Genomic DNA, 25418 nt, shown 5'->3' with positions numbered 1-25418 from the left:
GCGCACCGGACGGGCATTTCAGCGCCGTCAATGCGGACGGAAAAAAGCGCGCGCCAGGGCGATCTGCTCCGGCGCGATGAAGGTCGGCGCATGCCCGACGCCGGCGATCTCGACGCACTTCGGGCGTGGCCCGCAGGCGGCCATGCGGCGCACCGTGGCGCGGCTCAGGAGGTCGGATTCGGCGCCGCGCACGAGCAAGGTCGGGCAGACGATCTGCTCGTAGCAAGGCCACAGGTCAATCTCGCCCGTGCTCGCTGCGCGACGGAAAGACTCGGCAATCGCTGGATCGAAGTTGAGTTCGTAGCCACCGTCGAGCGTCCGGCGCAGGACGACCCGGGTGAGGTGCTGCCAGTCGGCATCGGCGAGTGCGCCGAACGGGGCACTGACGCGACGTACGTAGCGCTCCGCCTCGGCCTCGTCGGCAAAACTCGGCGCACGCCCGAGGTAGTCGCCGATGCGGCGTAACGCGGCGGCTTCGAGGCGCGGCCCGATGTCGTTGAGCAACAGCCGTTCGATCGGTGTCTCGGGCAAGCCGGCGAGCAGCATCCCGACCAGCCCGCCGAGCGACGTCCCGAGCCAGCAAACGCGCTCGACGTCGAGCCGGGCGATCAGCGTCACCATGTCGGCAACGTACTGCCCGAGGCCGTAACTGTCGGCGTCCGCGAGCCAGTCGCTGCGTCCGCGCCCCGGCAGGTCCGGGCAGACCACGCGAAACTCGTCGCCGAGCGCGGCCCCGAGGGCGTCAAAATCGCGCCCGTTGCGCGTCAAGCCGTGCAGGCAGACGAGCACCGGTTTATCGCGCGCCCCCTCGCCGCCACCCCACTCGCGATAGGCCACACGGTGCAGGCCGCCCGGCGAGGCGCAGAGGACGCTACGGTCGACGTGCGGAGTGTCCATGATGCCCTTTCGAGTCTCCTGCCCTGAGTGTAGGCGAGGCCCGGCGGCGCGACCATGCATGCCGCCCCGACAGCGACCGCTCAACGTCCATGCCAGTAGCGGGCACGCGTCTGCCGCCAGGCGCTGACCGAGGCCGCATCGGCGAGGCGCAGCCGCAAGGCGCCGTCGCGGTCGGTACGCCAGACCTGGCTCGCCGCATAACGCGCGAGCGCTTCGCGATGCGGATGACCAAAGGGATTGCGGTAACCGGCCGAAACGAGGGTGTGCGCCGGCGCGACGGCAGCGACGAAGGCCGCGCCCGAAGCGCCGCGACCGCCATGATGCGGCGCCAGCACGGCGTCGGCGCGCAAGGCCTCGGGACGGTCGGCATAACGCCGCAGCAAGGCGAGTTCGCCCGCCCCTTCGAGGTCGCCGGTCAACAGCAGCGACGCCCCGCCTCGGCTTTCGACGCGCAGCACGCAGCTCAAGGCATTGCTCGAACGACGCGGCGCGCCGTAATCGTCGGCTGCCGGATGCAGGATCGAGAAGCGCACGCCGTCGAACGTCCATTCCGCCCCGGCGACGCAGGCCGTCTGCGCAGGCATTCCGAACGAGGCCAAGGTTTCAACGACCGGAAATTCGGCGCGCACACTGTCGGCACCGCCGGTGTGATCCTGATCGCGGTGCGAAAGCAGCAGCCGGTCGATCCGGCGCACGCCAAGGGCCTGCAGGTGCGGCACCACCACCCGCTGCCCGGCGTCGGCCTGCGGTCCGTAGCGCGGCCCGGCGTCGTAAAGCACGGCATGCCGCGCCGTCCGCAGCACCACCGCCAAGCCTTGCCCCACGTCCAGCACCTCGACCCAGGCCTCGCCGTCGCTGGGCTGATGTGGTGCCAGGCTCAGGGCCGGAAGCATCAACACGACGCCGACGGGGCGCCCGGGAAAGCCCCGCGGCAGCAGACACCAGAGCACGCCCAGAACGGCCAGCGCAACAGCCCAGGCAGGCGGCGCCGGCTGTTGCCAGACCGGCCATTCGGCAAGGCGGGTGAGCACGGCCATCAACAGGGCGAACAGCCCGTGATCGGCCTGCAGCAAAGGCGGCCAGGGAACGGCCGCAAAAAGGAGGGCGAGCGGCGTGACGACGAAGCTGACGACGGGGATCGCCAGCGCGTTGGCGAGCGGCGAGACGAGCGAGAACTGGTGGAAGAAGAAAAGCAGCAGAGGCACGCTGCCCAGGGTCACCGCCCACTGCGCCGCACCCCAGCCGGAGAGCTGCGCGCGCAGCCGGACCCAGCCACCCGCCTCGGCCGACCGGACGTTCGCCCCACGCTCGCCACCAACGTAAAACAGCACCGCAACGGCACCGAAGGAAAGCCAGAAGCCCGTCGACAAAACGGCCCAGGGATCGATTACGAGGACGACGAACAGGGCACACAGGAGGGTGCGCGAGACGCCGTAGTGACGGCCCGAGCAGAGGCTCCAGACGACCACGCCGAGCATGTACAGGGTCCGCTGCGCCGGCACCTCGAAGCCGGCCAGCAGGCTGTAGGCCAGGGCCGCCATGAGGCCGGCAAGCACGCCGGCACGCTGCGCCGGAACGGCCAGAGTCAGGCGTTCGCTGCTGCGCCATAGCCAGCCGACGAGCGCCGCGACCAGCGCGGCGAGCATCGTCACGTGCAAGCCCGAGATCGAGACGAGGTGCGTCACCCCGGTACGGTTGAAGATTTGCCATTGTTCGGGCGGAATCGCGCGCTGATCGCCGATCGCCAGCGCGATCAGAACTCCGGCGTAAGGCGCGCCGGGCACGGCGGAAAGAAAGCGCTCGCGCACGCCGTCGCGCAGGCGCTCGACCACCGTTTCCGGCCGCCAGACGAAAGCGTCCAGGCGCGCTGCCTCGGCCCGCGTGCGGATCGTTCCCGTGGCACGCAGACCGCGTTCGAGCAGCCAGGCTTCGTGATCGTGGCCGTAGGGGTTGGCGTTTCCGTGCGGGCGCTTGAGGCGGACCGTGAAGCGCCAGCGTTCGCCGGGGCGCAAGGCGCGGGCATAGCGCCCCACATCGGAATCGACGCCCTCCGCTTCATCATCCGTCGCGCCAAGTTCGGCTTCGGGTTCGTTCCAGCCGTGGTACCAGGAGAGCAGCAGGCGCGAAGGCACCGTCGCCCCCGGAGTACGCACCGTTTCAACCAGAAATTCGAAGCGTTCGCCGCGCTCGAAACGCTGCGGTAGTGCCGCGACGACGCCGACCAGTTCGATGTCGCGCCCTTCCCAGGCGTCCGGCAAAGCTTCGGCCAGGCGCCACTGGGCCAGAAGCCCCGCCCAGGCGAAGCCGATCGCCAGTCCGGCCAACGTCAGCCCGGTACGCTCCAATCCACGCCGTTCGCCCGCAAAGCGGTTCGCGCCGGCAAAGAACAGGCCGCCGACGACAGCCAAAGCCGCCAGCACGCCCCAATCGGGCAGTTCGCCGCGCGTCTGAAGCAACAAGACGCCGAGCGAGAAGGCGAGGATGAACACGCGCATGCGTCGCAAGCCGCGAAAAGGTCGAAGAACTAAAAGTCGAAGGACGAAATCCCGAACCCGACGGCAGCCCGCCGGTCGGCGCCATCCTACGCGAGCGCGTGCGCCGCCTCAACGGCTGGAAGCCCAACGAAAACTGCGGGAACACGCGCCCCAAGCGGGGCAAAGCGGGCGGAACAAACAGGTCGAGTCCGTAGTTTCCGCTGAATCCTCGAGACCACGCGGCAGAGAATACGGATGCCCACATGCCGGCTTGGCGGGCATCATGGAAGCACTCGCCGGGCCAGCCCCACCTCGCTGCGTCCGGACTTCCAGTCCCGCAGGCGTTCCCCATTAGAAAGTGAAAGGAGTCTTCCCATGCCCGGCCGACGCATCCCGACCTACGCAGAAATCGCGTCCTTCAGGGAGTCGCTGATCAAAACCAGGAAGCAGCTGGAACTGGACGAGCTGGAGAAGTTGCACGGCACGCTGGTGCGGATGGAGTTCGACTGCCTGCGCGCAATCCCGTCGCTCAACCACCGCTCCGACCAGGACCTCATGGAACGGGCGCGCGAGCGCGCCCGCCTCGAACACCGCCAGTTCGACCCCGACAAACTCTTCCGGCGCGGGCTCGAAATGGCTTGAAGTGGCCGGAAGTGAGGCGAGCGCCGGCTTGAAACGGCCTCCCGGTCCCTCGGCCGCTCGCCCCCTTCCCTCGCACCGCCGCCCCATCCGATCCACGATAAAACAACGCCCGAAGTCGCCGGCAAATTGCCGGCCGCTTCGGGCGTTGTGCTTGGTGCGGCGCAGCCGCGCCGAACGGTCTTCGAATCCGCGCGTCAGGCTTCGAGTTCGGCGAGACGCTTGGCGAGCAGGGTTTCGAGCGTTTCCAGCGCTTTGGTGAAGCCGTTGATGCCTTCCTCCAGCTTTTCGGAAGCCATGCGGTCGGCGGCGTGCAGGCGCGCAAAAATCTCTTGGTCCATGGCCATGCGTTCGACCGACTGCTCTGCACAGGCGGTGGCGTCGAGCTTGCGCGGCAAGTCGCCGGTGGCAGCCTGCAGTTCGGCGAGCAGCGAGGGGGCGATGGTCAGCAGGTCGCAACCAGCCAGCTCAGTGATCTCACCGACGTTGCGGAAGCTGGCGCCCATCACCTCGGTGCGGTAGCCGAACTTCTTGTAGTAGGTGTAGATCTGGGTCACCGAGACAACGCCGGGATCTTCGGCCGGCGCGTACTCGGCGCGGCCCGTTTCCTTCTTGAACCAGTCGAGGATGCGGCCGACGAAGGGCGAGATCAGGGTCACGCCGGCTTCGGCGCAGGCCACGGCCTGGTGCATGCCGAAGAGCAGCGTCAGGTTGCAGTGGATGCCTTCCTTTTCCAGCTCCGCGGCGGCCTGAATGCCTTCCCAGGTCGAAGCGATCTTGATCAGGATGCGTTCGCGCGAGACGCCGTTGGCCTCGTACTGGGCGATCAGCTCGCGCCCCTTGGCGACCGTAGCGGCCGTGTCATAGGAGAGACGCGCGTCGACTTCGGTCGACACCCGGCCGGGGATGATCTGCAGAATCTTCAGGCCGAAGGAAACCGCCAGACGGTCAAAGGCGAGGCCGACGACCTTGGCCGCGGGCGCGTCGGCGCCGGCATCCTGGCGGGCGCCGCGCAGTGTCGCATCGACAATGTCCTGATACTGCGGCATCTGCGCCGCGGCGGTGATCAGCGAGGGGTTGGTCGTCGCATCGCGCGGGGTAAAGGTTTCGATCGCCTGAATGTCGCCGGTATCGGCAACTACGACGGTCATTTCGCGCAACTGGTCGAGCAGGGGACGGCTCATGGCGGGCATCGCTCCGAAGGTTGAAATTGAATTCTGAATGCAGTGTGCAGAAAGCCGAATTCTAACAAAGCTAACCAAGCTTGAGGGCCGCGCGCGAACCGATCCTCGCGCAAAAGCCAGGCACCGCGCCCCGCGATGCTGCGGCCCTGGGCCTTGGATGCGATGAAAGCCGGGCAAGCACGCTCAAGCGTATCCCGGTCGAATGCAGGGTTTATGCCGGTGAATTGCCTGCACCCTCCCCCGGGTGTATCCTCATGCGAATGGATTTGTCGCCAACCGGCCAGTGGCAAGTCCCCATTCACAAAACAAAAAACACGCCGGAGGAGGATTCATTCATGCGTCTCAAGACTCGCGTCCTGATCATCGTTCTCGCTTCGCTGCTCGGTCTCGTCGTGATGGGCATCTTCGGCCTGCTCACGACCAAGAAGACGATGATGGTGGAACGGCAGGCCCAGATCACGCTGCTGCTCGACTTTGCCGATGCCCAGCTGCGCTACTACCACAGCCAGGAAGTCGCCGGCCGCTACAGCCGCGAGGAAGCCCAGGCGCGCGCCAAGGAAGCGCTCAGCGCCCAGCGCAAGGGCAGCGACTACTTCATCGTGCGCTCGATCGCCGACAACGTACTGCTGGTCCACGCCACCGCCTCGCGCGTCGGCAAGGTCGACCCGGGCGGCAAGGCGCTCGACGGGCGCCCGGTCATGGAAGCCTACATGGAGGCCATCGCCAAGAGCGGTACCGGCCAAGGCTTCGTCGAACTCGCCGCGGTCCGCCCCAACTCCGGCGACAAGAACCTCTACAAGAAGCTCTCCGGCGCCGACAAGTTCGACCCGTGGAACTGGATCGTCGTCATCGGCTTCTTCGTCGACGACATCGAAGACCGCTTCTGGGAACAGGCCACCCTCTACCTGGGGGTCGGCGGCGTGTTGCTGGCGTTGCTCTCGACCCTGATCTTCCGCATGCGCAGCGTCATTCTCGGCCAGCTCGGCGGCGAGCCGCAGGACGCGCAGGAGAGCATGAAGAAAATCGCCAACGGCGACCTCGGGATCGAGATCGAGCTGGCCAAGAACGACGACACCAGCCTGATGGCCTCGCTCAAGCTGATGCAGATGAAGCTCAAGAACATGACCGGCTCGATCCAGGAGAACGCCACCACCCTGGCCGAACAGGTGAAGAGCTTCGATGACAGCGCCCGGGTGTATGCGGAAACCAAGTCGGAGGAAGAATTCGCCGCGCTGATGCGCACGGTGAAGAAGCTCGGCAAGACCGCCGACATCCTTGGCAAGTCGGTCAGCCGTTTCAGGTTGTGATCGCCTCCCATCCTGCGCACTCATGGAAAGGAGGTGAAGCGTGGATTCGAACACCAGCCTGGCCCTAACCGCCAAAGGCGTCGAAGAGGTCAAGCACCGCACCTGCAAGCTGAGCATCCGTAAACGCAGCGTCCTCTTGCTGCTCGAGACGCCGCACCGCGTCGATCACCTGCTGCAGAAAACCGTGCTGCAGCCGGAGGAGTTCGCGGTCGAAATCGAGGGCATGATCCAGGACGGTTTCATCCAGGTCGTCGGCGGCGCCCCGGCGCCGACGCCTGCACCGGCCGTAGCCCCCGTCCCCAGCGCAGCGCCCAAGCCCGAGCAACCGCAGTACAGTTCCGACCCCTTCGCCGCCCTCGCCCCGCCGCTCCCCAAGGCTGCGTCCACCGCGGCAGCCCCGGCGGCGAACGTCGACCAGTCGGCGTTCAGCCTGCTTGAGGACATCATCCTCTCCGAAGCCAAGTACTTGCTGGTCGACTTCTGCGTCGACAGCTTCGGCACGCGCTCGCAGGCCTTCGCCGACGAGATCGGCGGCTGCCGCTCGGCCGACAGCTTTGCCGTTTGCCTGAACAAAGTGGTCACCGAGACGCGCAACCACTGCCCGGACCGCCTCGCCGCCCTCACCGGCGTCGTCAAGGCGATCAACGAAACGGCGTAAACCGAGCCAGAAAGCCCCCTGCCCGACCTCCCGCCGGCCTCTGCGGCCGGCGGAGACGCCCCGGAGACGCCTCACCAGGCGGCGCGGTCCGCGGCACCATGCCACGAACGGAAAACGCGCAACGGGGCGCACCAAGGCTCGAAAAACGCCGGGAATCCCGGACGAAGCAAAACCGTCCCGCGCCGGGCACTCGGCGCGGGCTTTGCGTGCTTCGCGGGTTAAGGCTTTTCAGGTGCTGCCCGCGCCGTCACCTTCAATCCGGCAGGAACGCGCCGTCGCGCAGGGTCAGCGTGCGTTCGGCGCGCGCCGCGAGGCCGGGATCGTGGGTGACGATGACGAAGCTCGTGCGTCGGGCGCGGTTAAGCTCAAGCATCAATTCGAAAACCCCTTCGGCGGTCTGCCGGTCGAGGTTGCCGGTCGGCTCGTCGGCCAGCACGCAAGCCGGTTCGGTGACCAGCGCCCGGGCGATCGCCGCGCGCTGGCGCTCGCCGCCCGAAAGCTCCGACGGCGTATGGTCGAGACGATGTCCGAGACCGACTTCGACCAGCATCGCCCGCGCCCGCGCCTCGGCCTCGTCGCGTGCCATGCGCCGGATGAAGAGTGGCATGGCGACGTTCTCGAGCGCGGTAAACTCGGGCAGGAGGTGGTGGAACTGGTAGACAAAACCCAGATGCCGGTTGCGCAACACGCCGCGCTCGGCGTCGCCGATCGTCGACAGGTCGCGCCCCATCAGCTCGACCCGGCCGGCGCTCGGCGCATCAAGCCCGCCAAGCAGGTGCAGCAGGGTGCTCTTGCCCGAACCCGAAGCGCCGACGATGGCCAGCCGCTCGCCGGCCCACACCGTCAGGTCCACACCCAGCAGCACCGGCACCTCGGCCGCTTCGCTGCTCCCCTGGCGGTAGATCTTGCTCAGCCCCTGACAGGCCAGCACGGGCTCGCCCATCAGCGCGAAATCCATCGTCTCATTCATAGCGCAAGGCCTCCGCCGGATTGACGCGCGAAGCGCGCCAGCTCGGGTACAGCGTCGCCACCAGCGACAGGACGAAGGAAAGCACGGTGATCGTGCTCACGTCCGACCATTGCAGTTCCGACGGCAGGCTGGAAATGTAATAGACCTCCTTGGCCAGAATCTGGGTGCCGAGGAGGCGCTCGATGAAGGGCACAACAACGTCGATGTTGTGCGCCAGCAGGACGCCGCCGAGGACGCCCAGCGCCAGGCCGACGACGCCGATCAGCGCGCCCTGCACCATGAACACCGCCATGATGCTGCGCGGGCTGGCGCCCAGGGTGCGCAGGATGGCGATGTCGGCCTGCTTGTCGGTGACCGCCATGACCAGCGTCGAGACGATGTTGAAGGCGGCGACGGCGACGATCAGCGAGAGGATGATGAACATCATGTTCTTCTCGATCTGCACCGCGCGGAAGAAGTTGGCGTGGCTGCGCGTCCAGTCGCTGATGTAGGCCGGCACGTCAAGGATCAGTGCCAGCCGGCGCGCCATCTGCGGCGCCTTGAAGAGGTCGTCGATTTTGAGGCGCACGCCCGAGACGCGGTCGTCCATGCGGTAGAGGCGCTGCGCGTCCTCCATGCGGATCAGCGCGAGGCCGCTGTCGTACTCGAACATGCCGACCTCGAAGATGCCCGAGACGGTGAAGGTCTTCATCCGCGGCACGACGCCCGCCGGCGTGACCACGCCCTGCGGCGCGATCAGCGTCACCTTGTCGCCGACCAGAACGCCGAGCAGACGCGCGAGGTCGCTGCCGAGGACGACGTTGAAGCTGTCCGGCTGCAGCGAGTCGAACTGCCCTTCCTTCATGTGTCCGCGGAAGGCGGCGACGTTCTCCTCGTAGTCGGGCAGGATGCCGCGCACCATCGCCCCGCGCACCGCCTGGCCGTGCGAGAGCATGCCCTGCGCCTGCACGAAGGGCGCCGCGGCGAGCACGCCCGGCTGGCGCCCGGCCTGCGCGGCGACGCGCTCCCAGCCGCCCATCTCGCCGTTGGCGCCGCTGATCTGGATGTGCGAGACGACGCCGAGGATGCGCGAGCGCAGCTCGGTCTGAAAGCCGTTCATCACCGAGAGAACGACGATCAGCGCGGCGACACCGAGCCCGATGCCCAGCATCGAGATCAGCGAAATGAAGGAAATGAAATGATTGCGCCGCTTGGCACGCGTGTAGCGCAGGCCGATCAGCAGTTCGTAGGGCAAGGCCATTGCGGAGCCTGTCGAGAAATAAGGGACTTGGCACCGGAAATCGGGACTCAGGAACCCGGCCGGCACGGCAAAGTCGCTATGGTACACTCAAACGCCCGGTCGACGGCGCCCTGGCCCCGCCTCAACCCGATGCCATATCCCTCCGGCGTAGCCGTGAGCCCTCGCCGCCCCAATCTCAACGCATGCCGCTCACTCTCCTCATTCCCGAACTCCTCTGGCCCGAGCCCGAAGACCGCGCCACCCAGGACGACCTCGCCTGCCCCGCGCTGGAAACCCTGCTCGCCCGGGCCGGTCGCGGCCCCGCCCGCAGCGCCGCGACGTCCTACGAAGCCGCGCTGTGCGACGCCGCCGGACTGCCGGAAAACGCCCCCTACGCCGCCCTGCGCCGACTCGGTGAATCCGGCGGACCCGAGGGCGCCAACGAGGCTAGCGGGGCCAACACTGCGGGCGACTGGCTCGCCGTCGACCCGGTGCATTTGCGCTTCCTGCAGGAACGCCTGGTGCTCGCCGACCCCACGCAGCTCGAACTCGCCGACGACGAAGCGCAGGCGCTGATCGCCGGCTTCAACCGTGAACTGGCCGCCTACGGCCGCTTTCATCTCGGCGCCGCCGGCCGCTGGTACCTCGAACCGGCCGACCCGGCGCTGTCCGGCGAACACCGCGCGCCGCCGCTCTCGGCGGTCGCCGGGCGCAGCGTCGAACGCCTGCTGCCCTCACTCGGCGAAGCGCAGGCCCAACGCCGGCTGCAAAACGCGGCCCAGATGCTGCTGCACGAACACCCGGTCAACCGCGCCCGCGAAGCCACCGGGCGGATGACCGTCAACGCCCTCTGGCTGTGGGGCGGCGGCCCTTTGCCCAGCGACTTGACGCTGCCCTTCGACGCCATTCTGAGCGACGACCCGCTGGCGCGCGGGCTGGCGCACGCAGCGGGCGTGCCCGCCCGGGCGCGCCCCGCCAATGCTGCGGCGCTGCTCAGCCAGCGATCCCAGCTCGCCGCCGAGGCCAGGACCGCGCACCCGCTCGTCGTCCTGGACGACCTCGCCACCGCCGTGCAGTACGAAAGCGGCGAAGCCTACCGCGCCGCGCTCGCCCGCCTCGACGCCGACTGGTTCGCACCGCTCCTTGCCGCCCTGCGCGACGGCACCTTGCGCGGCGAACTCACCCTGCTTGCCCCGACCGTCTACGGACGCCTCGAATGGCGGCTTGCACGCCCCGCCAGCTGGGCCTTCTGGCGCCGCCCCAAACCGCTCGCCACCTGGGCCCGCGAGCTGGCCGAACTCGCCCCTCCATCGCATCAATCGATTTCCGCACCATGACCCGACTCCAAGCCCGCCACGTCCCGCCCCGCCTGCAATGGCAACTCGAACAGCAGGGCGTGCATCCGCTGCTCGCCCGCCTCTACGCTGCGCGCGGGGTGACGACCAAGAGCGAACTCGACTACGAACTCAAGGGCTTGCTGCCGCCAGCGCTCCTCACCCACGCCGACGACGCCGCGCGCCTGCTGGCTGACGCGATCGAAGCCGAAGCGCGCATCCTGATCGTCGCCGACTACGACTGCGACGGCGCCACCGCCTGCGCGGTCGGCATCCGCGCCCTGCGCCAGATGGCCGCGGGGCCGGAGAGCGATCCGGCCGAACTGGCCGAGCGCATCGGCTACCTCGTGCCCAACCGCTTCACCTACGGCTACGGCCTCACCCCGGCGATCGTCGACCTCGCCGCCGAGCGCAGCCCCGACCTCATCGTCACCGTCGACAACGGCATCGCCAGCATTGACGGCGTCGCGCGCGCGACCGAACTCGGCATCGCCACGCTGATCACCGACCACCACCTGCCCGGCGACTCGCTCCCCGAGGCCGAATGCATCGTCAATCCCAGCCAGCCCGGCTGCGAGTTCCCGAGCAAGAGCCTGGCCGGCGTCGGGGTGATGTTCTACGTCATGCTCGCGCTGCGCGCCGAACTGCGCGCGCGCGGCTGGTTCGCCGAAGACAGCGGCCGGCGCGAGCCCAACCTCGCCAACCTGCTCGACCTCGTGGCGCTGGGCACGGTCGCCGACGTCGTGCGCCTCGATCGCAACAACCGCATCCTCGTCAGCCAGGGCTTGAAGCGCATGCGCGCCGGCCAGCTCTCGCCGGGCGTGCGCGCCCTGTTCCGCGCGGCCGGACGCGACCCGGCCAAGGCGGTGAGCCTCGACCTCGGCTTCATCGTCGGCCCGCGCCTCAACGCCGCCGGCCGCCTCGCCGACATGGCGCTGGGCATCGAATGCCTGCTCGCCGAGGACGAAGGCCGCGCGCTGGCCATCGCCCAGCAGCTCGACGCCCTGAACCGCGAACGCAAGGAAATCGAGAGCGGCATGCAGGACAGCGCGCTCGCCAGCCTCGACGCGATCGACGTCGGCGAACGCCCGGGCGTCGCTCTCTTCCACCCCGAATGGCACCAGGGCGTGATCGGCATCCTCGCCTCGCGCCTCAAGGACAAACTGCACCGCCCGGTGTTCGCCTTCGCCCAAGGCGACCATGACGAGCTCAAGGGCTCGGGCCGCTCGATCCCCGGCCTGCACCTGCGCGACGCACTCGACCTCGTCTCCAAGCGCGCGCCCGGCTTGCTGCTGCGCTTCGGCGGCCACGCCATGGCCGCCGGCGCGACGCTGCGTGCGGGCGATTTCGACCGTTTTGCAACGCTCTTCGCCGAAGTCGTCGACGAACTCGTCGCCCCCGAAGACCTCACGCGCACGCTGGAAACCGACGGCGGCCTCGAATCGGGCTATTTCTCGATCGACACCGTGCGCCTCTTGGAAGAGGAAATCTGGGGCCAGGGCTTTCCACCACCGCTCTTTGAGGACGAATTCGTCGTCGAAAGCCAGCGCGTGCTCAAGGAAAAACACCTCAAGCTGCGCCTGCGCCGCGGCGAACAGCGCCTCGACGCGATCTGGTTCAACTTCAGCGCCGCGCCGTCGGGCAACACGGTGCGCGCCGCCTATCGCCTGGCGATCAACGACTACAACGGGGTGCAGACGCCGCAGCTGATGATCGAGCACCTCGCGTAAGCCCCGGACAAACGCTCACGCCCTCTCGGGCAGGCCAGAAACCAAGGCAGGACGCGGCCTGCAGGGCAATCCTTGATTGCCGTCGGCATAACCTCCGGCTACACTGCGGACCGTGCCGTCGCGCCCGAAACGGCGCCCCTCCGCCCCGGGAAACCGCCATCCATGTCCGCCCGCCGCCCGAGTCGTCCGTCCGCGCTGTCGTCCGGCCTGCTGCTCCCGCTGCTCGCCGGCACGGCGCTGGCGCAGGCCGAACCCCTGGTCCTCAAGACCGAGTACCAGGACACCCAGCCCAAGTACATCCGCCACGCGGACGGCAGTTTTTCGGGCTTGTGCGTCGAGCTGCTGGAGCGCATCGGCCAGGTTGCCGACATCCGCTTCGAACAGCCCGGCGATTTCGTGCCCCGTCGGCGCATCGAGCACAACCTCGGCACCGGCCAGATCGACCTGCACTGCGGACTGCGCAAGCCGCCGCGGATCACGCCCGGCAGCGGCCCCGGCTTCAGCGAACCCTTGTACCGCGTCGCGCACATGGTCGTCGGGCGTCAGGACGACTCGCTGCACATCGACTCGATCGGCGAGTTGCGCGCGCTCAAAGACGATCCCGCCGTACTCGCGGTTTTCGGCACGTCCACCGCGCACGCCCTCAAGCGCCAACTGGAGCGGGTGGACGACACGGCCCGCACCGTCGAGGTCAATTTCCGCAAGCTGATTTCGGGCCGCGGCCGCGTTTTCGTCCATTACGACCTGGCCCTGGCCTACGCGCTGCGGCAGTCGCCGCTGGCCGCGCAGCTGCGCGTCGTCGGCAGCGACCTCCAGCCCTACAACCATTACCTCGTTTATTCGCCGCACGTGCCCACCGCCACGCGGACGCGCATCGACAACGCCATCCACAGCCTGAAAGCCAATGGCGAGTGGGCAGCCATCCTGGCGCGCTATCAGGTCAAACTGCCCTAGCCCCTCCTGCGCCCCGGCCTGCGTCGCACATCGCGCGCGGCCTTCAGCGTGCCTGCAGCCCGCGCCCTTGCTTGCAGGCAGGGCATTGGATTCAAAGCTCGCGTTCCAAAACCGGGGCATCCGAACTCGTCCGCACGCGCAACGCCTTGCCGTTGAGCAGCGCGTCGGCGATCTTGCGGTGCGCGCGCGCCAGCAGGTTGCCCACCGTCTGGCGCGAGACGCCCATGCGCGCGGCGACCTCGGCGTGCTGCAGGCCTTCGAGGTCGACGCCGCGCACGGCCTCCAGCTCATCGAGCGCGAGCGCGACTTCTTCCAGCTCGCGCAGCGGAATCCCGAGCGGCTTGAAGTAATCCGCAGCCGGAGCGCAGCCCAGACAACGCGGCTTGAGCGGGCGGGCCATCGGCGTCAGTGCGCGTGATGACCGTGATGACCGTGCTCGCCGTGGCAACCGCCACCACCGCAGCCCCCCCCGCCGCCGCAGCCTCCACCCGCACGGGTTTCAGGCGCGGGCATTTCGCCGGCCAGGAAGGCTGCGACCGCCGCATCAGGGTCGTCGATGGCGGTGATCCGCGGCGCGATCCCGCGCGCGCGCAGCTTGGCCTGCATGCCGCCGCCCATGCTGGCGGCGATCAGCACGTGCACGCCGTCGAGCGGATGCGGCGCCTCGCCCGGCGTCGAATGCAACGCCTGTTCGAGCGGCAGCTCGAACAGTTCGCGCTCGCCGAGCACGCCGTCGGTCAGCGTGTAGATCCAGAACTTGCGGCATTTGCCGGCGTGCTCGGTCACCGTCTTGCGGTTCTGGCTGCACACCGCGATACGCACCACGCCCTGCGTCGGCAAAGGCGCCTCATCGACCGCTGCGTGGGCCTCATCCCCCGTTTCGGCGCGATGGCCGCCGCAACCGCAGCCGCCGCCCGAACCGCACCCCCCTTGCCGGCCCGAGGCGGATTTTTCCGCATGCTCCGCCTCATCCTCCGCATGCCCGCCGCAACCGCCCCCCGACGCTTCGCCGTGTGCGTGGCCATGACCGTGACCGCCGCAGCCGCCGGATTTGCCACAGCCGCCGCCACCACAGCCCGATCCGGAGCCTGATTCCGATTCGGACTCGCCCTCGACCGCGACGAGTTCGCCGCGCTCGAACTGGCCGATGGCGTCGAGCAGGGTTTCGGCATCGGTACCATAGACGCGGATGCCGCGCTGCAGCAGCTGGCGCAGGGTCATCCGGTCGAGGCTGGTGCACAGCAGCGCCTCAATGCGGAAGCTCTCCGTCTGCCCGAGCTGGCTGAGGTCGAGGGTACGGCCGCTGCGGGCCTCGGTATCGTAAAGATGAAGGTAGCGCGCTCGCGGCAGATGCGGCTCGACGGGCGCATCGCGCTCGCCGTCGGCGAGCGGGGCGTGCAGGGGAATACAGACGATCATGACGGGCCTTTCGGGGGGAAAACCGGAAACGCCCTTGCGCGGACGCCCGGAAACGAAAGCCCGGAGTATAGGTCAATTATTGGCGTACGCCAATAATTGACCTCATTCGCCCGGTCGGACGCCTAGAGTTTGAACTTCGCCGCGGCCTCTTGCAGGTCGCGCGCCAAGATGTCGAGCTCGCGCACCTGGGCGTGCGCCTGCTGCACCGAGGCGTCGGAGCGCTCGACCATCTGGGCGATGCGCTCGACGTTGCCGGCGATGTTGTTACTTGCCTCGCTTTGCTCACGCGCCGCGTCGGCCACCTCGCGGGTCTTCGCCAACGTCGCCCGCGCCCCTTCGTTGATGTCGCGCAGCGCCTGGGCGGCCTTCTCGGCCCGGTCGACGCCGACCGAAACCTGCCCGCTCACCCCGTCCATGCGCGCCGCGGCGGTGTCGGTGTCGCCCTGCACCGCGCGGATGGTGCGGGTGATGTCCTCGGTCGCGCGCGCCGTGCGCTCGGCGAGCTTCCTGACTTCGTCGGCCACGACCGCGAAGCCGCGCCCCTGCTCCCCGGCGCGCGCCGCCTCGATCGCCGCGTTGAGCGCCAGAAGGTTGGTCTGTTCAGCGATTTCCTTGATCACGCTGCTCATCGTGTCGATCTCACGCGAGCGCTCGACAAGGCCGCGAATCAGCTCGGCAGCGGCGCCGATGTCGGCAGCGATGCGGCGGATCTCGTCGGCGGCGTCGTTGGCCAAGCGCTCGCCCTGCACCGCGAGTTCGGCGGCCTGGCGGGAGTTGCTTTCGGTCTCGCGCGCGTTGTCCGAGATGTGATTGATGCTGACCGTCATTTCCTCGATCGCCGCCGCGGTGGACGCCGTCGCTTCCGAAATCTGCTGGCTGCCTTCGCTGATCTGACTGGTTTCGTTGCTCAGCTTCTCCGAGGCGCCGGAAAGCGTCCGCGAGGCGCCGTTGAAGTGTTCGACCATGGTGTGCAGGCTCTCGCGCATGCGCCGCATCGAACCAAGCAGGCTGTCGTCGCGCCCCCGGGTCTCGATCGTGCGCGAAAGGTCACCGGCCGCAATTGTCTGCACGATCTCGGCCGCGTAGCGCGGTTCGCCGCCCAGGTCGCCGAGAATGCTGCGCAGGGTGCTGAAGGCGAGCAAGCCGACCACGGTGAGGCCCACGCCACCGAGGATCAGGAGCAGGATCGCGTCCTCCCAGAAGGCGCCCTCGATGTCGTCGACGAAAAAGCCGATCACCAGCATCCAGTCCCAGGGTTTGAACACCACCGCGCCGTTGAGCTTGCGGTAGAGCGTCTTGTCCTCGCTGCTCGGGCGGATCGAGCGGTTCTCGACGAAGCCCTTGCCATCCTTGCTGCGTGCGATCGCATCCTTGTAGTGCTCGACGATGCTGCGCCCGTCGGCCATCTTGGTGCCGGCATCGACCTTGCCGATGCGCTCGGCGGTGGCATGCACCAGCATCACGTTGTCCGACACCCGCCGGGCGACGAAGTAATCGTCCTTGTGACGCAGGGCGCGCAAGGCTTCCTGCGCGCGGGCCTGAGCCTCGTCGCGCGTCAGCTTACCGCTGGTTTCCAGCGCATGGAAATACGCCAGCTGCGAATGGGCCAGATCAAGCAAGACCCTGATCTGGTGCTCACGCTCGTCCATCATCGAGCTGCGCAATTGCAACACCCCGACGAGGCCGAGAACGATCATGCCCAGCAAGGAGCTGGCGATGATCATGAGCAGGCGGGTACGGAACTTCATCGTGACATCTCCTCCAAACAAAGCCGGCGGATACTAACTTCATTGCACGAAAAACATCGCCCAACGATCACACTTTATACACTTTGTTACTTTTTTTCTCCGCCAGCGTTCCACTCTGGACTATGCTCATCTCATGTTCCCGCACTTGTCTTCCCGACCGCTGCGCTGGCAGACCGTCCTGCGGCACTTCGGCTGCGCACTGCTGGCGCTGACGCTCGGAGGCGGAGCGGCCCTGGCGGCGTCCGGCGAACGCCCGCGGGAATACCTGCTGGTCACCGATTTCTGGCCACCCTTCCGCATCGAAGGCGAAAACGGCGCCATGCAGGGCATCGACATCGAACTGATCGCCAAGCTCGAAACGCGCCTGAAGATCAAGATCCGCGTGCAGCGCGTGCCCTGGGTGCGCGCGCTGGGGATGATGCGCGACGGCACGGCCGACCTGATGAGCGGCCTGGCGCGCACCCAAGAACGCGAAACCTTCATCCTCTATCAAGCGCCGGCCTACGCCGAAATCCGCCCGGCCTTCTACCAGCTCGCCACCAACGCGCAGCCGATCAAGCGTTACGAGGATCTGGCCGGCACGCGCATCGGATTCACGCGCGGCAGCGTTTATTTCGAGCCCTTCGACAGCGACAACGCGCTCAACAAGCTGTCGGCGACCGACGAAACCCAGCTGCTCCGGATGCTGCTCGGCCGGCGTTTCGACGTCATCGTCGGCAGCGACCTGCAGGTCGACTACGAGTTGCGCCTGCGCGGCTTCGCCAGCGAGGTCGTCAAGGCGGCCTACCGCCCGGCCAAGACCACCCCGCTCTATTTCGGCATTTCGCGCAAATCGCCCTTGGCCGCGGAGGCCAGCGAACTCGGCCGCGCCCTCGCCGAACTGCAGGCCGACGGCACCATCGCCGCGATCCTCGCCCGTTACAGCCTGGGTGGCAAAGCCGGGGAGCGCCCGGCGACACCCTGAAGCCGCGTCGCGGCCGCCCGGCTCACGCTCCGGTTTTTGCGGAAAAATCCGCCCAGCCCTGCGCCGCCAAGGCTGCGGCGATGCCCTGCAGCGCCGGCAAGGCGTTCTCGGGCAGGGCCACGCCCCGCGCCCCTTCAAGCTGCGGCTCATCCGGGTTGATGCGAATCAACAACCCGCCGAGCGAAGCGCCGAAACGACGTACCGTCGGCACTGCGGTGCCGGCGCCGAGTTCGATCACCAGGAGACGCTCAACCCGGCGCCGCCAGACTGCGAGGCGCGTGTGCTGGGCTTCGCTGCGCGCCTCGCACCAGTTCCAGTCGCCGAACATCAGGATGTTCGGCCGCGCCAGTGCGCCACACCGCGGGCAGGTCGGCAGCGCAGAGCGCAGGCGGCAGGCGTCGGCATCGACGTCGGGGAGGAGATCGTCGGCCGCCCAGATCGCTTCGCCGCACGGCTCGCTGCATTGCAGGTGATGGATCGAGCCGTGGCATTCGACGATCTGCTCCGCCGCAAAACCGGCCTTCTGGAACTGCCCGTCGACGTTGCTGGTGAACACGAACGCGCCGTCCGGCACACGTTCGGCGATGCGGCGCAGGATCGCGAACCCGGCGTGCGGCACGGTCGCCCGGTAGAGGTTCAGACGATGGCCGTAGAAGCCCCAGACCTGGCGCGGGTCGCGCACAAAGGCTGCCGGATTGGCGATCGCTTCGAAGGGAATGCGCGCCCGGCCGAGCGCCGGATAGGCACGCCAGAAGCCCTGCGTGCCGCGAAAATCGGGCAGCCCGGAGTCGACGCCGAAGCCCGCGCCGGCGGTGATCAGCAGGCCATCGGCCTGGACGATCAGCTCGGCGCAGCGCCGGTAGGCGTCGTCCGCCGGCAAGCACTCAGGCATGCGCCGCTGCGTAGTCGGCCAATTCGGCCTGCCAGGCCGCTTTTTCCTCGGCCGCGACAAACGACGCCGCGAAGCTGTGGGCGGCGAGCTGCACGAGCTCGGCGCGCGAAAGTTCGAGCGCCTCGGCGACGGTGAGGTAGTTGGCGGCGACGTAGCCGCCGAAATACGCGGGGTCGTCGGAATTGACCGTCACGCACAGCCCGGCGCGCAGGAGGCGGGCGAGGTTGTGCTGGCGCAGGTCGCTCACCACGCGCAATTTGAGGTTGGAGAGCGGGCAGACGGTGAGCGGCACCTGTTCGCGCATGAGGCGCTCGATCAGCGCCGCGTCTTCCTCGGCGCGCACGCCGTGGTCGATGCGTTCGACTTCAAGCACGTCGAGCGCCGCGCTCACGTACGCCGCTGGCCCTTCCTCGCCGGCGTGGGCGACGACGCGCAGCCCGGCGGCCCGCGCCTCGGAAAAGACGCGTGCGAATTTCTCCGGCGGGTTGCCGCGCTCGGACGAATCGAGGCCGACCCCGACCCACAGGTCGGCATACGCCGCGCGCAGCGGCAGCGCGGCGCTGAGCGTCGCCATGGCCTCGTCTTCGGAAAGGTGGCGCAGGAAGCAGAGGATCAGGCGCGAGGAAAACCCGTGCTGCTCGCGCGCCTCGCGCAGGGCTCGAGCGAGCCCCGCGAACACGGCCTCGATCGGCACGCCGCGCTCAGTGTGCGTCTGCGGGTCGAACATCAGCTCGGCGTGGCGCACCCCGTCGGCGCGGGCGCGTTCGATGTAGGCGGCGGCGAGGGCGTGAAAATCGTCGGCCGTGCGCAGCGCGGCGGCGCCCGCGTAGTAGAGGTCGAGGAAGGACTGCAGGTCGTCGAAGGCGTAGGCGGCGCGCGCCGCCTCGACGTTCGGATAGGGCAGCGCGACGCCGTTGCGCTGCGCGAGTTCGAACATGAGTTCGGGTTCGAGCGTGCCTTCGATGTGCAGGTGCAGCTCTGCCTTGGGCAGGCCGCGGATGAAAGTGGAAAGCTCGGCGGCTCGATCGGCGCACATGAAAGAAGACTCCGGGGGTTCTGGAAATGCGCGCATTGTGCCGCAAATCGCCCGCAGCGGACACCGCCGCGCCGCAGCCGGAAGGCCGTGCCGCAAGCCAATCCAGATGCGCCTTCCGGCGCCGCGCCAGCGCCCGTGGAATAAGGCTTTCAGACAGTCATCCCTGCGTCTTTCAAAGTCCTGAAAACGCCCGCCCAGGCGCCGCCGCGCTATGCGTTTGGTGCTAGAATGACCCGCATCGCGCCGGGGTCGAATCAAGAACAAATGCCCGGACCAGCTCATGCAGCAGGATGCGCAGACCGCTTTCAATACCCTCGCAAGTTTTCCAACCTTCGAAACTGAAAGAAAGACTGCAATGACGGCCATCAAACAGGAAGACCTGATCCAAAGCATCGCCGATGCGTTCCAGTTCATCAGCTATTACCACCCGCTCGACTTCGTCAAGGCGCTCGGTGAGGCCTACGAACGCGAAGAGGCGCCGGCGGCCAAGGACGCCATCGCCCAGATCCTGACCAACTCGCGCCTCTGCGCCGAAGGCCACCGCCCCATCTGCCAGGACACCGGCATCGGCATGGTCTTCCTCAAGGTGGGCATGAACGTGCAGTGGCCCGACGCCACGCTGAGCCTGCAGGAGATGGTGAACGAAGGCGTGCGCCGCGCTTACACCAACCCGGCCAACCCGCTGCGCGCCTCGGTGCTCGCCGACCCGGCGGGCGCACGCAAGAACACCAAGGACAACACCCCGGCGGTCGTGCATTACGAAATCGTCCCCGGCCATCACGTCGAAGTCATCTGCGCGGCCAAGGGCGGCGGCTCGGAAGCCAAGGCCAAGCTGGCGATGCTCAACCCGTCCGACGACGTCGTCGACTGGGTGCTGAAGACCATCCCGACCATGGGCGCCGGCTGGTGCCCGCCGGGCATCCTCGGCATCGGCATCGGCGGCACGCCGGAAAAAGCAATGCTGATGGCCAAGGAATCGCTGATGGGCCCGGTCGACATCCACGAACTGAAGGACAAGGCCAAGGGCGGCGCCGCGCTCACCCGCGCCGAGCAGCTGCGCCTCGAACTGCACGAGAAGATCAACGCGCTGGGCATCGGCGCGCAGGGCATGGGCGGCCTGACCACCGTGCTCGACGTGAAGGTGCTCGACTACCCCTGCCACGCCGCCAACCTGCCGGTGGCGATGATCCCCAACTGCGCCGCGACGCGCCACATCCACTTCCACCTCGACGGCTCCGGCCCGGCCAAGCTCGAGCCGCCCAAGGTCGAAGACTGGCCGGCCGTCACCTGGACCGCCGACACCAAGGCCGCCAAGCGCGTCAATCTCGACGCGCTGACCAAGGCGGAAGTCGCCTCGTGGAAATCCGGCGACAAGCTGCTGCTCAACGGCAAGCTGCTCACCGGCCGCGACGCCGCGCACAAGCGCATCCAGGACATGCTGGCCAAGGGCGAGAAGCTGCCGGTGGACTTCACCAACCGCGTCATCTACTACGTCGGCCCGGTCGATCCGGTGGGCGACGAAGTGGTCGGCCCGGCCGGCCCGACGACCTCGACGCGGATGGACAAATTCACCCGCATGATGCTTGAGAAGACCGGCCTCATCGGCATGGTCGGCAAATCCGAGCGCGGCGCGATCGCCATCGAGGCGATCAAGGACAACCAGTCGGCCTACCTGATGGCCGTCGGCGGTGCCGCCTACCTCGTCGCCAAGGCGATCAAGTCGTCCAAGGTCCTCGGCTTCGCCGACCTCGGCATGGAAGCGATCTACGAGTTCGAGGTCCAGGACATGCCGGTCACCGTCGCCGTCGATTCGACCGGCAGCGCGGTGCATTCGACCGGACCGAAGGAGTGGCAGATCAAGATCGGCAAGATCCCGGTCGCCGGCTGAGCGTCTTCGCCTTCAATCCGCGAAGCCGGCCGCGCGCCGGCTTCGCCGTTTCAATGCCGCACCCTCAGGACACCCGCATGGACATCGAACGCCTCGGCACGACGCGCCGCTATTCCGACATCGTCATCCACGGCGACACCCTCTACCTCGTCGAAGTGCCGCACACCGCCGACGCCGACATCACCACCCAGACGCGCGAAGTCCTCGCCGGGATCGACGCCTCGCTGGCCAAGGCCGGCAGCGACAAGACGCGCCTCCTGCACGTCACCCTCTACCTGCCCTCGATGGCCGACTACGACGGCATGAACGCCGTCTGGGACGCCTGGGTGCCCGAAGGCACGGCCCCCTCGCGCGCCTGCGTCCAGGCGGGCCTCGCACATCCTGGCTGGCGGATCGAAGCCGTAATCACCGCCGCGCGCGGCTGATTTCCGCAGCCGTCCGCAAGCGCCCCACTGCGGCCCGTTGCCGCCCGCCCCTGCTGCGCCGGCCGCAACGGAAAGAGGACGCTCAAGGACGGTCCGGCGGGACGCTCAATCGAAGATATCGCTGAGCCAGGACTTCGGCTTTTTGCCGTAGTGCTTGCCGTACTGCGCCTGGCCGTGGCCGCCCGGATGATGGGAATGGCCGAAACCCTGCGGCGGCGGCTCTTGGCGCGGAGCGGCCGCCGGTGCCGGCTCGGCCGAAGCCTGGGCACGTTCGAGCAGCTTGTCGAGTTCACCGCGGTCGAGCCAGACCCCGCGGCACTGCGGGCAATAGTCGATCTCGATCCCCTGCCGTTCGCTCATGGTCAGGGTCACGTCCTTGCATACCGGGCATTTCATCGCACACTCCTTGCGTAATCCAAAAATGAACGCTCGCCGCCTCCGGCGCAACGCCGCGTCCGCAAGGCCTCAGGAGGAAAGAAGGAGAAGGGAAAACCCGGGAGCCCCGGGGCGGACGCAACGGCGGGCGCCGTCGATTCCTGTCCCTGTGCCTTCATTCCGCGCCAAGACGCCTTCGTACACGGTCGATCACTCACGTTAACGGCCTTCGACGAAAGTCTCGCCGCGACCCTGATACTCCGACAGGTCGCCTGCCCGACCGGAAGGTTTCCCCCCGGAATGACGGTCGTGACAGCGGACGGCTACTCCCTTTCGGCCCCATTGAACCATGAAAACCCGCGTTCGGGGCAAGCGGGCGATTTAGCACCGCAAGGCATCGCAAGTCCGCGTCAGGCGCCGCCTTCCTGCCGCTGGCGCAAAGCCTCGGCGCTGTCGCGCAGGTAGGCTAAGAATTCGCTGGCGATCGGCGAGAGGCGCTTGCCGCGCGGGTAGAGGATCGACCAGTTGGAGTGGATGGGAAAGCCTTCGACGTCGAGCACGGTCAACTGCTCGTCTTCGAGGTGCGCGCCCAGAGTGTGGCTGGAGATCACCGACAGCCCCATGCCGCCGGCCACCGACTGCTTGATCGCGACGTTGCTGCCGAGTTCGAGGCGCACCGAGGGCACGAAACCGCAGGCGGCGAAATACTCGTCGCACGCGAGGCGCGTGCCCGAGCCGCGTTCGCGCAGGATGAAGCGCTCGCCAGCCAGTTCGGCCAGCGCGATGCCGCGCCGCCCGGCCAGCCGATGCCCTTCGGCGGCGATCAGCACCAGCGGGTTGGAGAGGAAGGGCTGCTGCACGATCTCGATGTCGGCCGGCGGACGCGACATGATGTACAGGTCGTGGCGGTTGTCGCGCAGCGCGGTGACAACGCCGTCGCGGTTCTGCACGTCGAGGATGACGTCGATCTCCGGGTAACGGCTGCAAAAGCCGCCCAGGATGCGCGGCACGAAATACTTTGCCGTGCTCACCACGCCCACGCGCAGGCGCCCGCGCGCCAAGCCCTTCATGGCGTCGATCCGCTGCTCGAAGTCGGCCCATTCCTCGACCATCGCCCGCGCCGAGACGGCCAGCGCCTCACCGGCCGGGGTCAGGTCGAGGCGCTTGCCGACCACCTCGTAGAGCGGCAGGCCGACCGAATCGGCCAGTTCCTTGAGCTGCATCGACACCGTCGGCTGGGTCACGTGACAGGCGCGCGCGGCGGCGGTGATGCTGCGCAACTCGGCGACGGCGAGGAAAAGCTGCAATTGGCGGAAGCTGACATGCATAGATTTTTCCCTATCTTCACAATAGATATTATCGATTTTACTCGATCTAAAAGAAGCCCTATCATCCGCCCCATCCCTCTGGAGCCCCTCCTTGCCCGTGTTTCCGCAGTGCGTTCGGCCCTTCTTTTTCGTCTTCGGCCCCGCCGCGGGATACGTCCGCTCCACGCTCGAAATCCCCCACACCGCCCGCGCCCCGGCGCCCGGCCCCGCTTTTCCTCAACCCCCGGCCGGCCTCCTCGTGGATGCCGAGCCCGCCCATCGGGCGCCCCCTTCCTGACGGAGTTTCACCATGCAAGAGCACACCCCCACCGCCACCGTGAAGATCGGCGTGGTCATGGGTTCGGATTCGGACTGGCCGACGCTGCAAGCCGCCGCCAAACTGCTTGAGGAATTCGGCGTCGCCTATGAAGCGCGCGTCGTTTCCGCGCACCGCACCCCCAAGCTCCTCTGCGAGTACGCCGAAACGGCCCGCGCGCGCGGCCTCAAGGCCATCATCGCTGGCGCCGGCGGCGCTGCCCACCTGCCCGGCATGATCGCCGCGATGACCCCGGTGCCGGTGCTCGGCGTGCCGGTGCAGTCGCGCGCCCTCTCGGGCCTCGACTCGCTGCTCTCCATCGTCCAGATGCCGCGCGGCATCCCGGTCGCCACCTTCGCCATCGGCGAGGCCGGCGCCGCCAACGCGGCGCTGCTCGCCGTCGCCCTGCTGGCCAACGAAGACGCCGAGCTTGCCGCCCGCCTCGACGCCTTCCGCGCCCGCCAGACCGAGAAAGTCCTCGCCATGCAGCTCGAGGCGCCGCGATGATCGCCGCCCCCGCCACCCTCGGCCTGCTCGGCGGCGGCCAGCTCGGCCGCTACTTCGTGCTCGCCGCGCAGCAGCTCGGTTACCGCGTCGTCGTCGTCGATCCGCAGCCCGACTGCCCGGCGGCCAGCGTCGCCGACGTTCACCTCGTCGCCGCCTACGACGACCCCGCCGCGCTCGTTCGCCTCGTCGCCGAATGCGCCGCTGTCACCACCGAATTCGAGAACGTCCCCGCCGACGCCCTGCGCTGGCTCGCCGCGCACCGTCCGGTGCGCCCCTCGGCCGAAGCGGTCGGGGTGTGCCAGAACCGCCTCGTGGAAAAACGGTTCCTCGTCGAACATGGTTTTCCGCTCGCGCCCTTCGCCGCCATCGCCCGCGCCACCGACCTCGAAGCCGCGGGCGACGAACTCTTCCCCGGCATCCTCAAGGTGATCCGCCACGGCTACGACGGCAAGGGCCAGGTGCGCGTCGCCACCCGCACCGAAGCGCTGACCGCCTTCGCCGAGCTGGGCGGCGAAGCCTGCGTGCTCGAAGCACTGCTGCCGCTCGAGGGCGAGGTTTCGGTGGTGCTCGCGCGCGGCGCCGACGGCGAAGTCCAGGCCTACACCCCGAGCGAGAACGAACACCGCCACGGCATCCTCGACGTTTCCATCGTCCCTGCGCGCCTGCCCGCCGAACGGCTCGCCGAGGCACAGGCCATCGCCCGCGCCATCGCCGAAAAGCTCGACTACGTGGGCACGCTGGCGGTCGAATTCTTCCTCGTCGGCGGCGCGCTCAAGGTCAACGAACTGGCGCCGCGCCCGCACAACTCCGGCCACTGGACGCTCGACGCCTGCGCCGTCAGCCAGTTCGAGCAACAGGTGCGCGCCCTCTGCGGCCTGCCGCTCGGAAATCCTGGGGCCAAGCAGGCCGCGGTGATGGTCAACCTGCTCGGCGACCTGTGGTTCGACGCCCAGGGCACGGCCCGCGAGCCCGACTGGGCGGCCATCGCCGCCCCCGACCTGACGCTCCACCTCTACGGCAAAAGCGACGCCCGCCCCGGCCGCAAGATGGGGCACTACACCGTGCTCGGCGATGCCGTGGCGCCGCTGCGCGAACGCGCCGAAGCCTGCCGCGCCGCCCTCGCGCCCGAATCGGCGACACCTGCAGCACAGGTACAGCGCGCCGCGTAAACGACG

At 68.1% G+C, this 25418-nt stretch carries 23 protein-coding genes; 11 read left to right on the top strand and 12 right to left on the bottom strand.

Annotated elements, in window-relative coordinates:
- Nucleotides 1–27: 27 nt before the first annotated feature.
- Nucleotides 28–897 (bottom strand): alpha/beta fold hydrolase, encoded by an 870-nt coding sequence (locus QMB55_RS10265; protein ID WP_497588608.1) that lies wholly within the window; start codon nucleotides 895–897, stop codon nucleotides 28–30.
- Nucleotides 898–977: 80 nt separating this feature from the next.
- The gene (locus QMB55_RS10260) at nucleotides 978–3392 is read right to left on the bottom strand and encodes a DNA internalization-related competence protein ComEC/Rec2 (protein ID WP_497588607.1); all 2415 of its coding nucleotides are present in this window, start codon (nucleotides 3390–3392) and stop codon (nucleotides 978–980) included.
- 354 nt (nucleotides 3393–3746) lie between these two features.
- Here QMB55_RS10260 and QMB55_RS10255 point away from each other — a divergent pair, with 354 nt between their 5' ends.
- Nucleotides 3747–4013, top strand: coding sequence for a hypothetical protein (locus QMB55_RS10255; RefSeq protein WP_497588606.1), 267 nt, complete (start codon nucleotides 3747–3749; stop codon nucleotides 4011–4013).
- Nucleotides 4014–4207: 194 nt separating this feature from the next.
- Here the strand turns inward: QMB55_RS10255 and QMB55_RS10250 are convergent, their stop codons facing one another.
- Nucleotides 4208–5194, bottom strand: coding sequence for a transaldolase (locus tag QMB55_RS10250; protein WP_497588605.1), 987 nt, complete (start codon nucleotides 5192–5194; stop codon nucleotides 4208–4210).
- Nucleotides 5195–5529: 335 nt separating this feature from the next.
- Here QMB55_RS10250 and QMB55_RS10245 point away from each other — a divergent pair, with 335 nt between their 5' ends.
- Together QMB55_RS10245 and QMB55_RS10240 are read left to right on the top strand one after the other, a co-directional pair.
- Nucleotides 5530–6501, top strand: a complete 972-nt coding sequence (locus tag QMB55_RS10245; protein ID WP_497588604.1) for a cache domain-containing protein — start codon at nucleotides 5530–5532, stop codon at nucleotides 6499–6501.
- Nucleotides 6502–6541: 40 nt separating this feature from the next.
- On the top strand, nucleotides 6542–7159 hold the full coding sequence (locus QMB55_RS10240; protein WP_497588603.1) for a hypothetical protein: 618 nt from the start codon (nucleotides 6542–6544) through the stop codon (nucleotides 7157–7159).
- Nucleotides 7160–7412: 253 nt separating this feature from the next.
- Here the strand turns inward: QMB55_RS10240 and lolD are convergent, their stop codons facing one another.
- Together lolD and QMB55_RS10230 are read right to left on the bottom strand one after the other, a co-directional pair.
- Nucleotides 7413–8129, bottom strand: coding sequence for a lipoprotein-releasing ABC transporter ATP-binding protein LolD (lolD, locus tag QMB55_RS10235; RefSeq protein ID WP_497588602.1), 717 nt, complete (start codon nucleotides 8127–8129; stop codon nucleotides 7413–7415).
- Complete coding sequence (locus QMB55_RS10230; protein ID WP_497588601.1) at nucleotides 8122–9369, bottom strand: lipoprotein-releasing ABC transporter permease subunit; 1248 nt, start codon at nucleotides 9367–9369, stop codon at nucleotides 8122–8124. Before QMB55_RS10230 ends, lolD begins: the two co-directional genes overlap by 8 nt.
- A 182-nt stretch (nucleotides 9370–9551) precedes the next feature.
- Between QMB55_RS10230 and QMB55_RS10225 the strand changes: the two genes are divergently transcribed.
- The 3 genes from QMB55_RS10225 to QMB55_RS10215 all read left to right on the top strand — a co-directional run bounded on the left by QMB55_RS10225 (nucleotide 9552) and on the right by QMB55_RS10215 (nucleotide 13366).
- The gene (locus QMB55_RS10225) at nucleotides 9552–10685 is read left to right on the top strand and encodes a hypothetical protein (RefSeq protein WP_497588600.1); all 1134 of its coding nucleotides are present in this window, start codon (nucleotides 9552–9554) and stop codon (nucleotides 10683–10685) included.
- The gene (recJ, locus tag QMB55_RS10220; protein ID WP_497588599.1) at nucleotides 10682–12412 is read left to right on the top strand and encodes a single-stranded-DNA-specific exonuclease RecJ; all 1731 of its coding nucleotides are present in this window, start codon (nucleotides 10682–10684) and stop codon (nucleotides 12410–12412) included. Before QMB55_RS10225 ends, recJ begins: the two co-directional genes overlap by 4 nt.
- Nucleotides 12413–12574: 162 nt before the next feature.
- Nucleotides 12575–13366: a substrate-binding periplasmic protein gene (locus tag QMB55_RS10215; RefSeq protein ID WP_497588598.1), complete on the top strand. Its 792-nt coding sequence runs from the start codon at nucleotides 12575–12577 to the stop codon at nucleotides 13364–13366.
- Between the two features lie 91 nt (nucleotides 13367–13457).
- Here QMB55_RS10215 and QMB55_RS10210 read toward each other — a convergent pair whose 3' ends face one another.
- The 3 genes from QMB55_RS10210 to QMB55_RS10200 form a co-directional block, all read right to left on the bottom strand.
- Nucleotides 13458–13766, bottom strand: coding sequence for a DUF134 domain-containing protein (locus QMB55_RS10210; protein WP_497588597.1), 309 nt, complete (start codon nucleotides 13764–13766; stop codon nucleotides 13458–13460).
- A gap of 5 nt (nucleotides 13767–13771) precedes the next feature.
- Complete coding sequence (locus tag QMB55_RS10205) at nucleotides 13772–14785, bottom strand: NifB/NifX family molybdenum-iron cluster-binding protein (RefSeq protein ID WP_497588596.1); 1014 nt, start codon at nucleotides 14783–14785, stop codon at nucleotides 13772–13774.
- 122 nt (nucleotides 14786–14907) lie between these two features.
- Nucleotides 14908–16533, bottom strand: coding sequence for a methyl-accepting chemotaxis protein (locus QMB55_RS10200; RefSeq protein ID WP_497588595.1), 1626 nt, complete (start codon nucleotides 16531–16533; stop codon nucleotides 14908–14910).
- Between the two features lie 133 nt (nucleotides 16534–16666).
- Here QMB55_RS10200 and QMB55_RS10195 point away from each other — a divergent pair, with 133 nt between their 5' ends.
- On the top strand, nucleotides 16667–17497 hold the full coding sequence (locus QMB55_RS10195) for a substrate-binding periplasmic protein (protein ID WP_497588594.1): 831 nt from the start codon (nucleotides 16667–16669) through the stop codon (nucleotides 17495–17497).
- A 22-nt stretch (nucleotides 17498–17519) separates the two neighbouring features.
- On the opposite strand, the gene QMB55_RS10190 is transcribed toward QMB55_RS10195, so the two are convergent.
- Complete coding sequence (locus tag QMB55_RS10190) at nucleotides 17520–18389, bottom strand: SIR2 family NAD-dependent protein deacylase (RefSeq protein WP_497588593.1); 870 nt, start codon at nucleotides 18387–18389, stop codon at nucleotides 17520–17522.
- Nucleotides 18382–19425: an adenosine deaminase gene (locus tag QMB55_RS10185; protein ID WP_497588592.1), complete on the bottom strand. Its 1044-nt coding sequence runs from the start codon at nucleotides 19423–19425 to the stop codon at nucleotides 18382–18384. The genes QMB55_RS10190 and QMB55_RS10185 overlap by 8 nt, the downstream gene beginning before the upstream one ends.
- 355 nt (nucleotides 19426–19780) lie before the next feature.
- Here QMB55_RS10185 and QMB55_RS10180 point away from each other — a divergent pair, with 355 nt between their 5' ends.
- Nucleotides 19781–21313, top strand: a complete 1533-nt coding sequence (locus QMB55_RS10180; protein ID WP_497588591.1) for a fumarate hydratase — start codon at nucleotides 19781–19783, stop codon at nucleotides 21311–21313.
- Between the two features lie 77 nt (nucleotides 21314–21390).
- The gene (locus tag QMB55_RS10175; RefSeq protein ID WP_497588590.1) at nucleotides 21391–21738 is read left to right on the top strand and encodes a RidA family protein; all 348 of its coding nucleotides are present in this window, start codon (nucleotides 21391–21393) and stop codon (nucleotides 21736–21738) included.
- 105 nt (nucleotides 21739–21843) lie between these two features.
- On the opposite strand, the gene QMB55_RS10170 is transcribed toward QMB55_RS10175, so the two are convergent.
- Together QMB55_RS10170 and QMB55_RS10165 are read right to left on the bottom strand one after the other, a co-directional pair.
- Nucleotides 21844–22134 (bottom strand): TFIIB-type zinc ribbon-containing protein, encoded by a 291-nt coding sequence (locus QMB55_RS10170; RefSeq protein WP_497588589.1) that lies wholly within the window; start codon nucleotides 22132–22134, stop codon nucleotides 21844–21846.
- Nucleotides 22135–22523: 389 nt separating this feature from the next.
- Nucleotides 22524–23441 (bottom strand): LysR family transcriptional regulator, encoded by a 918-nt coding sequence (locus tag QMB55_RS10165; RefSeq protein WP_497588588.1) that lies wholly within the window; start codon nucleotides 23439–23441, stop codon nucleotides 22524–22526.
- 289 nt (nucleotides 23442–23730) lie between these two features.
- Here QMB55_RS10165 and purE point away from each other — a divergent pair, with 289 nt between their 5' ends.
- On the top strand, nucleotides 23731–24243 hold the full coding sequence (gene purE / locus QMB55_RS10160) for a 5-(carboxyamino)imidazole ribonucleotide mutase (protein ID WP_497588587.1): 513 nt from the start codon (nucleotides 23731–23733) through the stop codon (nucleotides 24241–24243).
- Nucleotides 24240–25412 carry a 5-(carboxyamino)imidazole ribonucleotide synthase gene (locus QMB55_RS10155; RefSeq protein ID WP_497588586.1) on the top strand — a complete coding sequence of 391 codons (1173 nt, stop codon included), beginning with the start codon at nucleotides 24240–24242 and terminating at the stop codon, nucleotides 25410–25412. Before purE ends, QMB55_RS10155 begins: the two co-directional genes overlap by 4 nt.
- Nucleotides 25413–25418 lie beyond the last annotated feature (6 nt).

Origin of the sequence: Propionivibrio sp. (genome assembly GCF_041441355.1) — a bacterium.
Taxonomy (GTDB): Bacteria; Pseudomonadota; Gammaproteobacteria; order Burkholderiales; family Rhodocyclaceae; genus Propionivibrio.
This window is presented reverse-complemented; position numbering and strand designations above follow the sequence as displayed.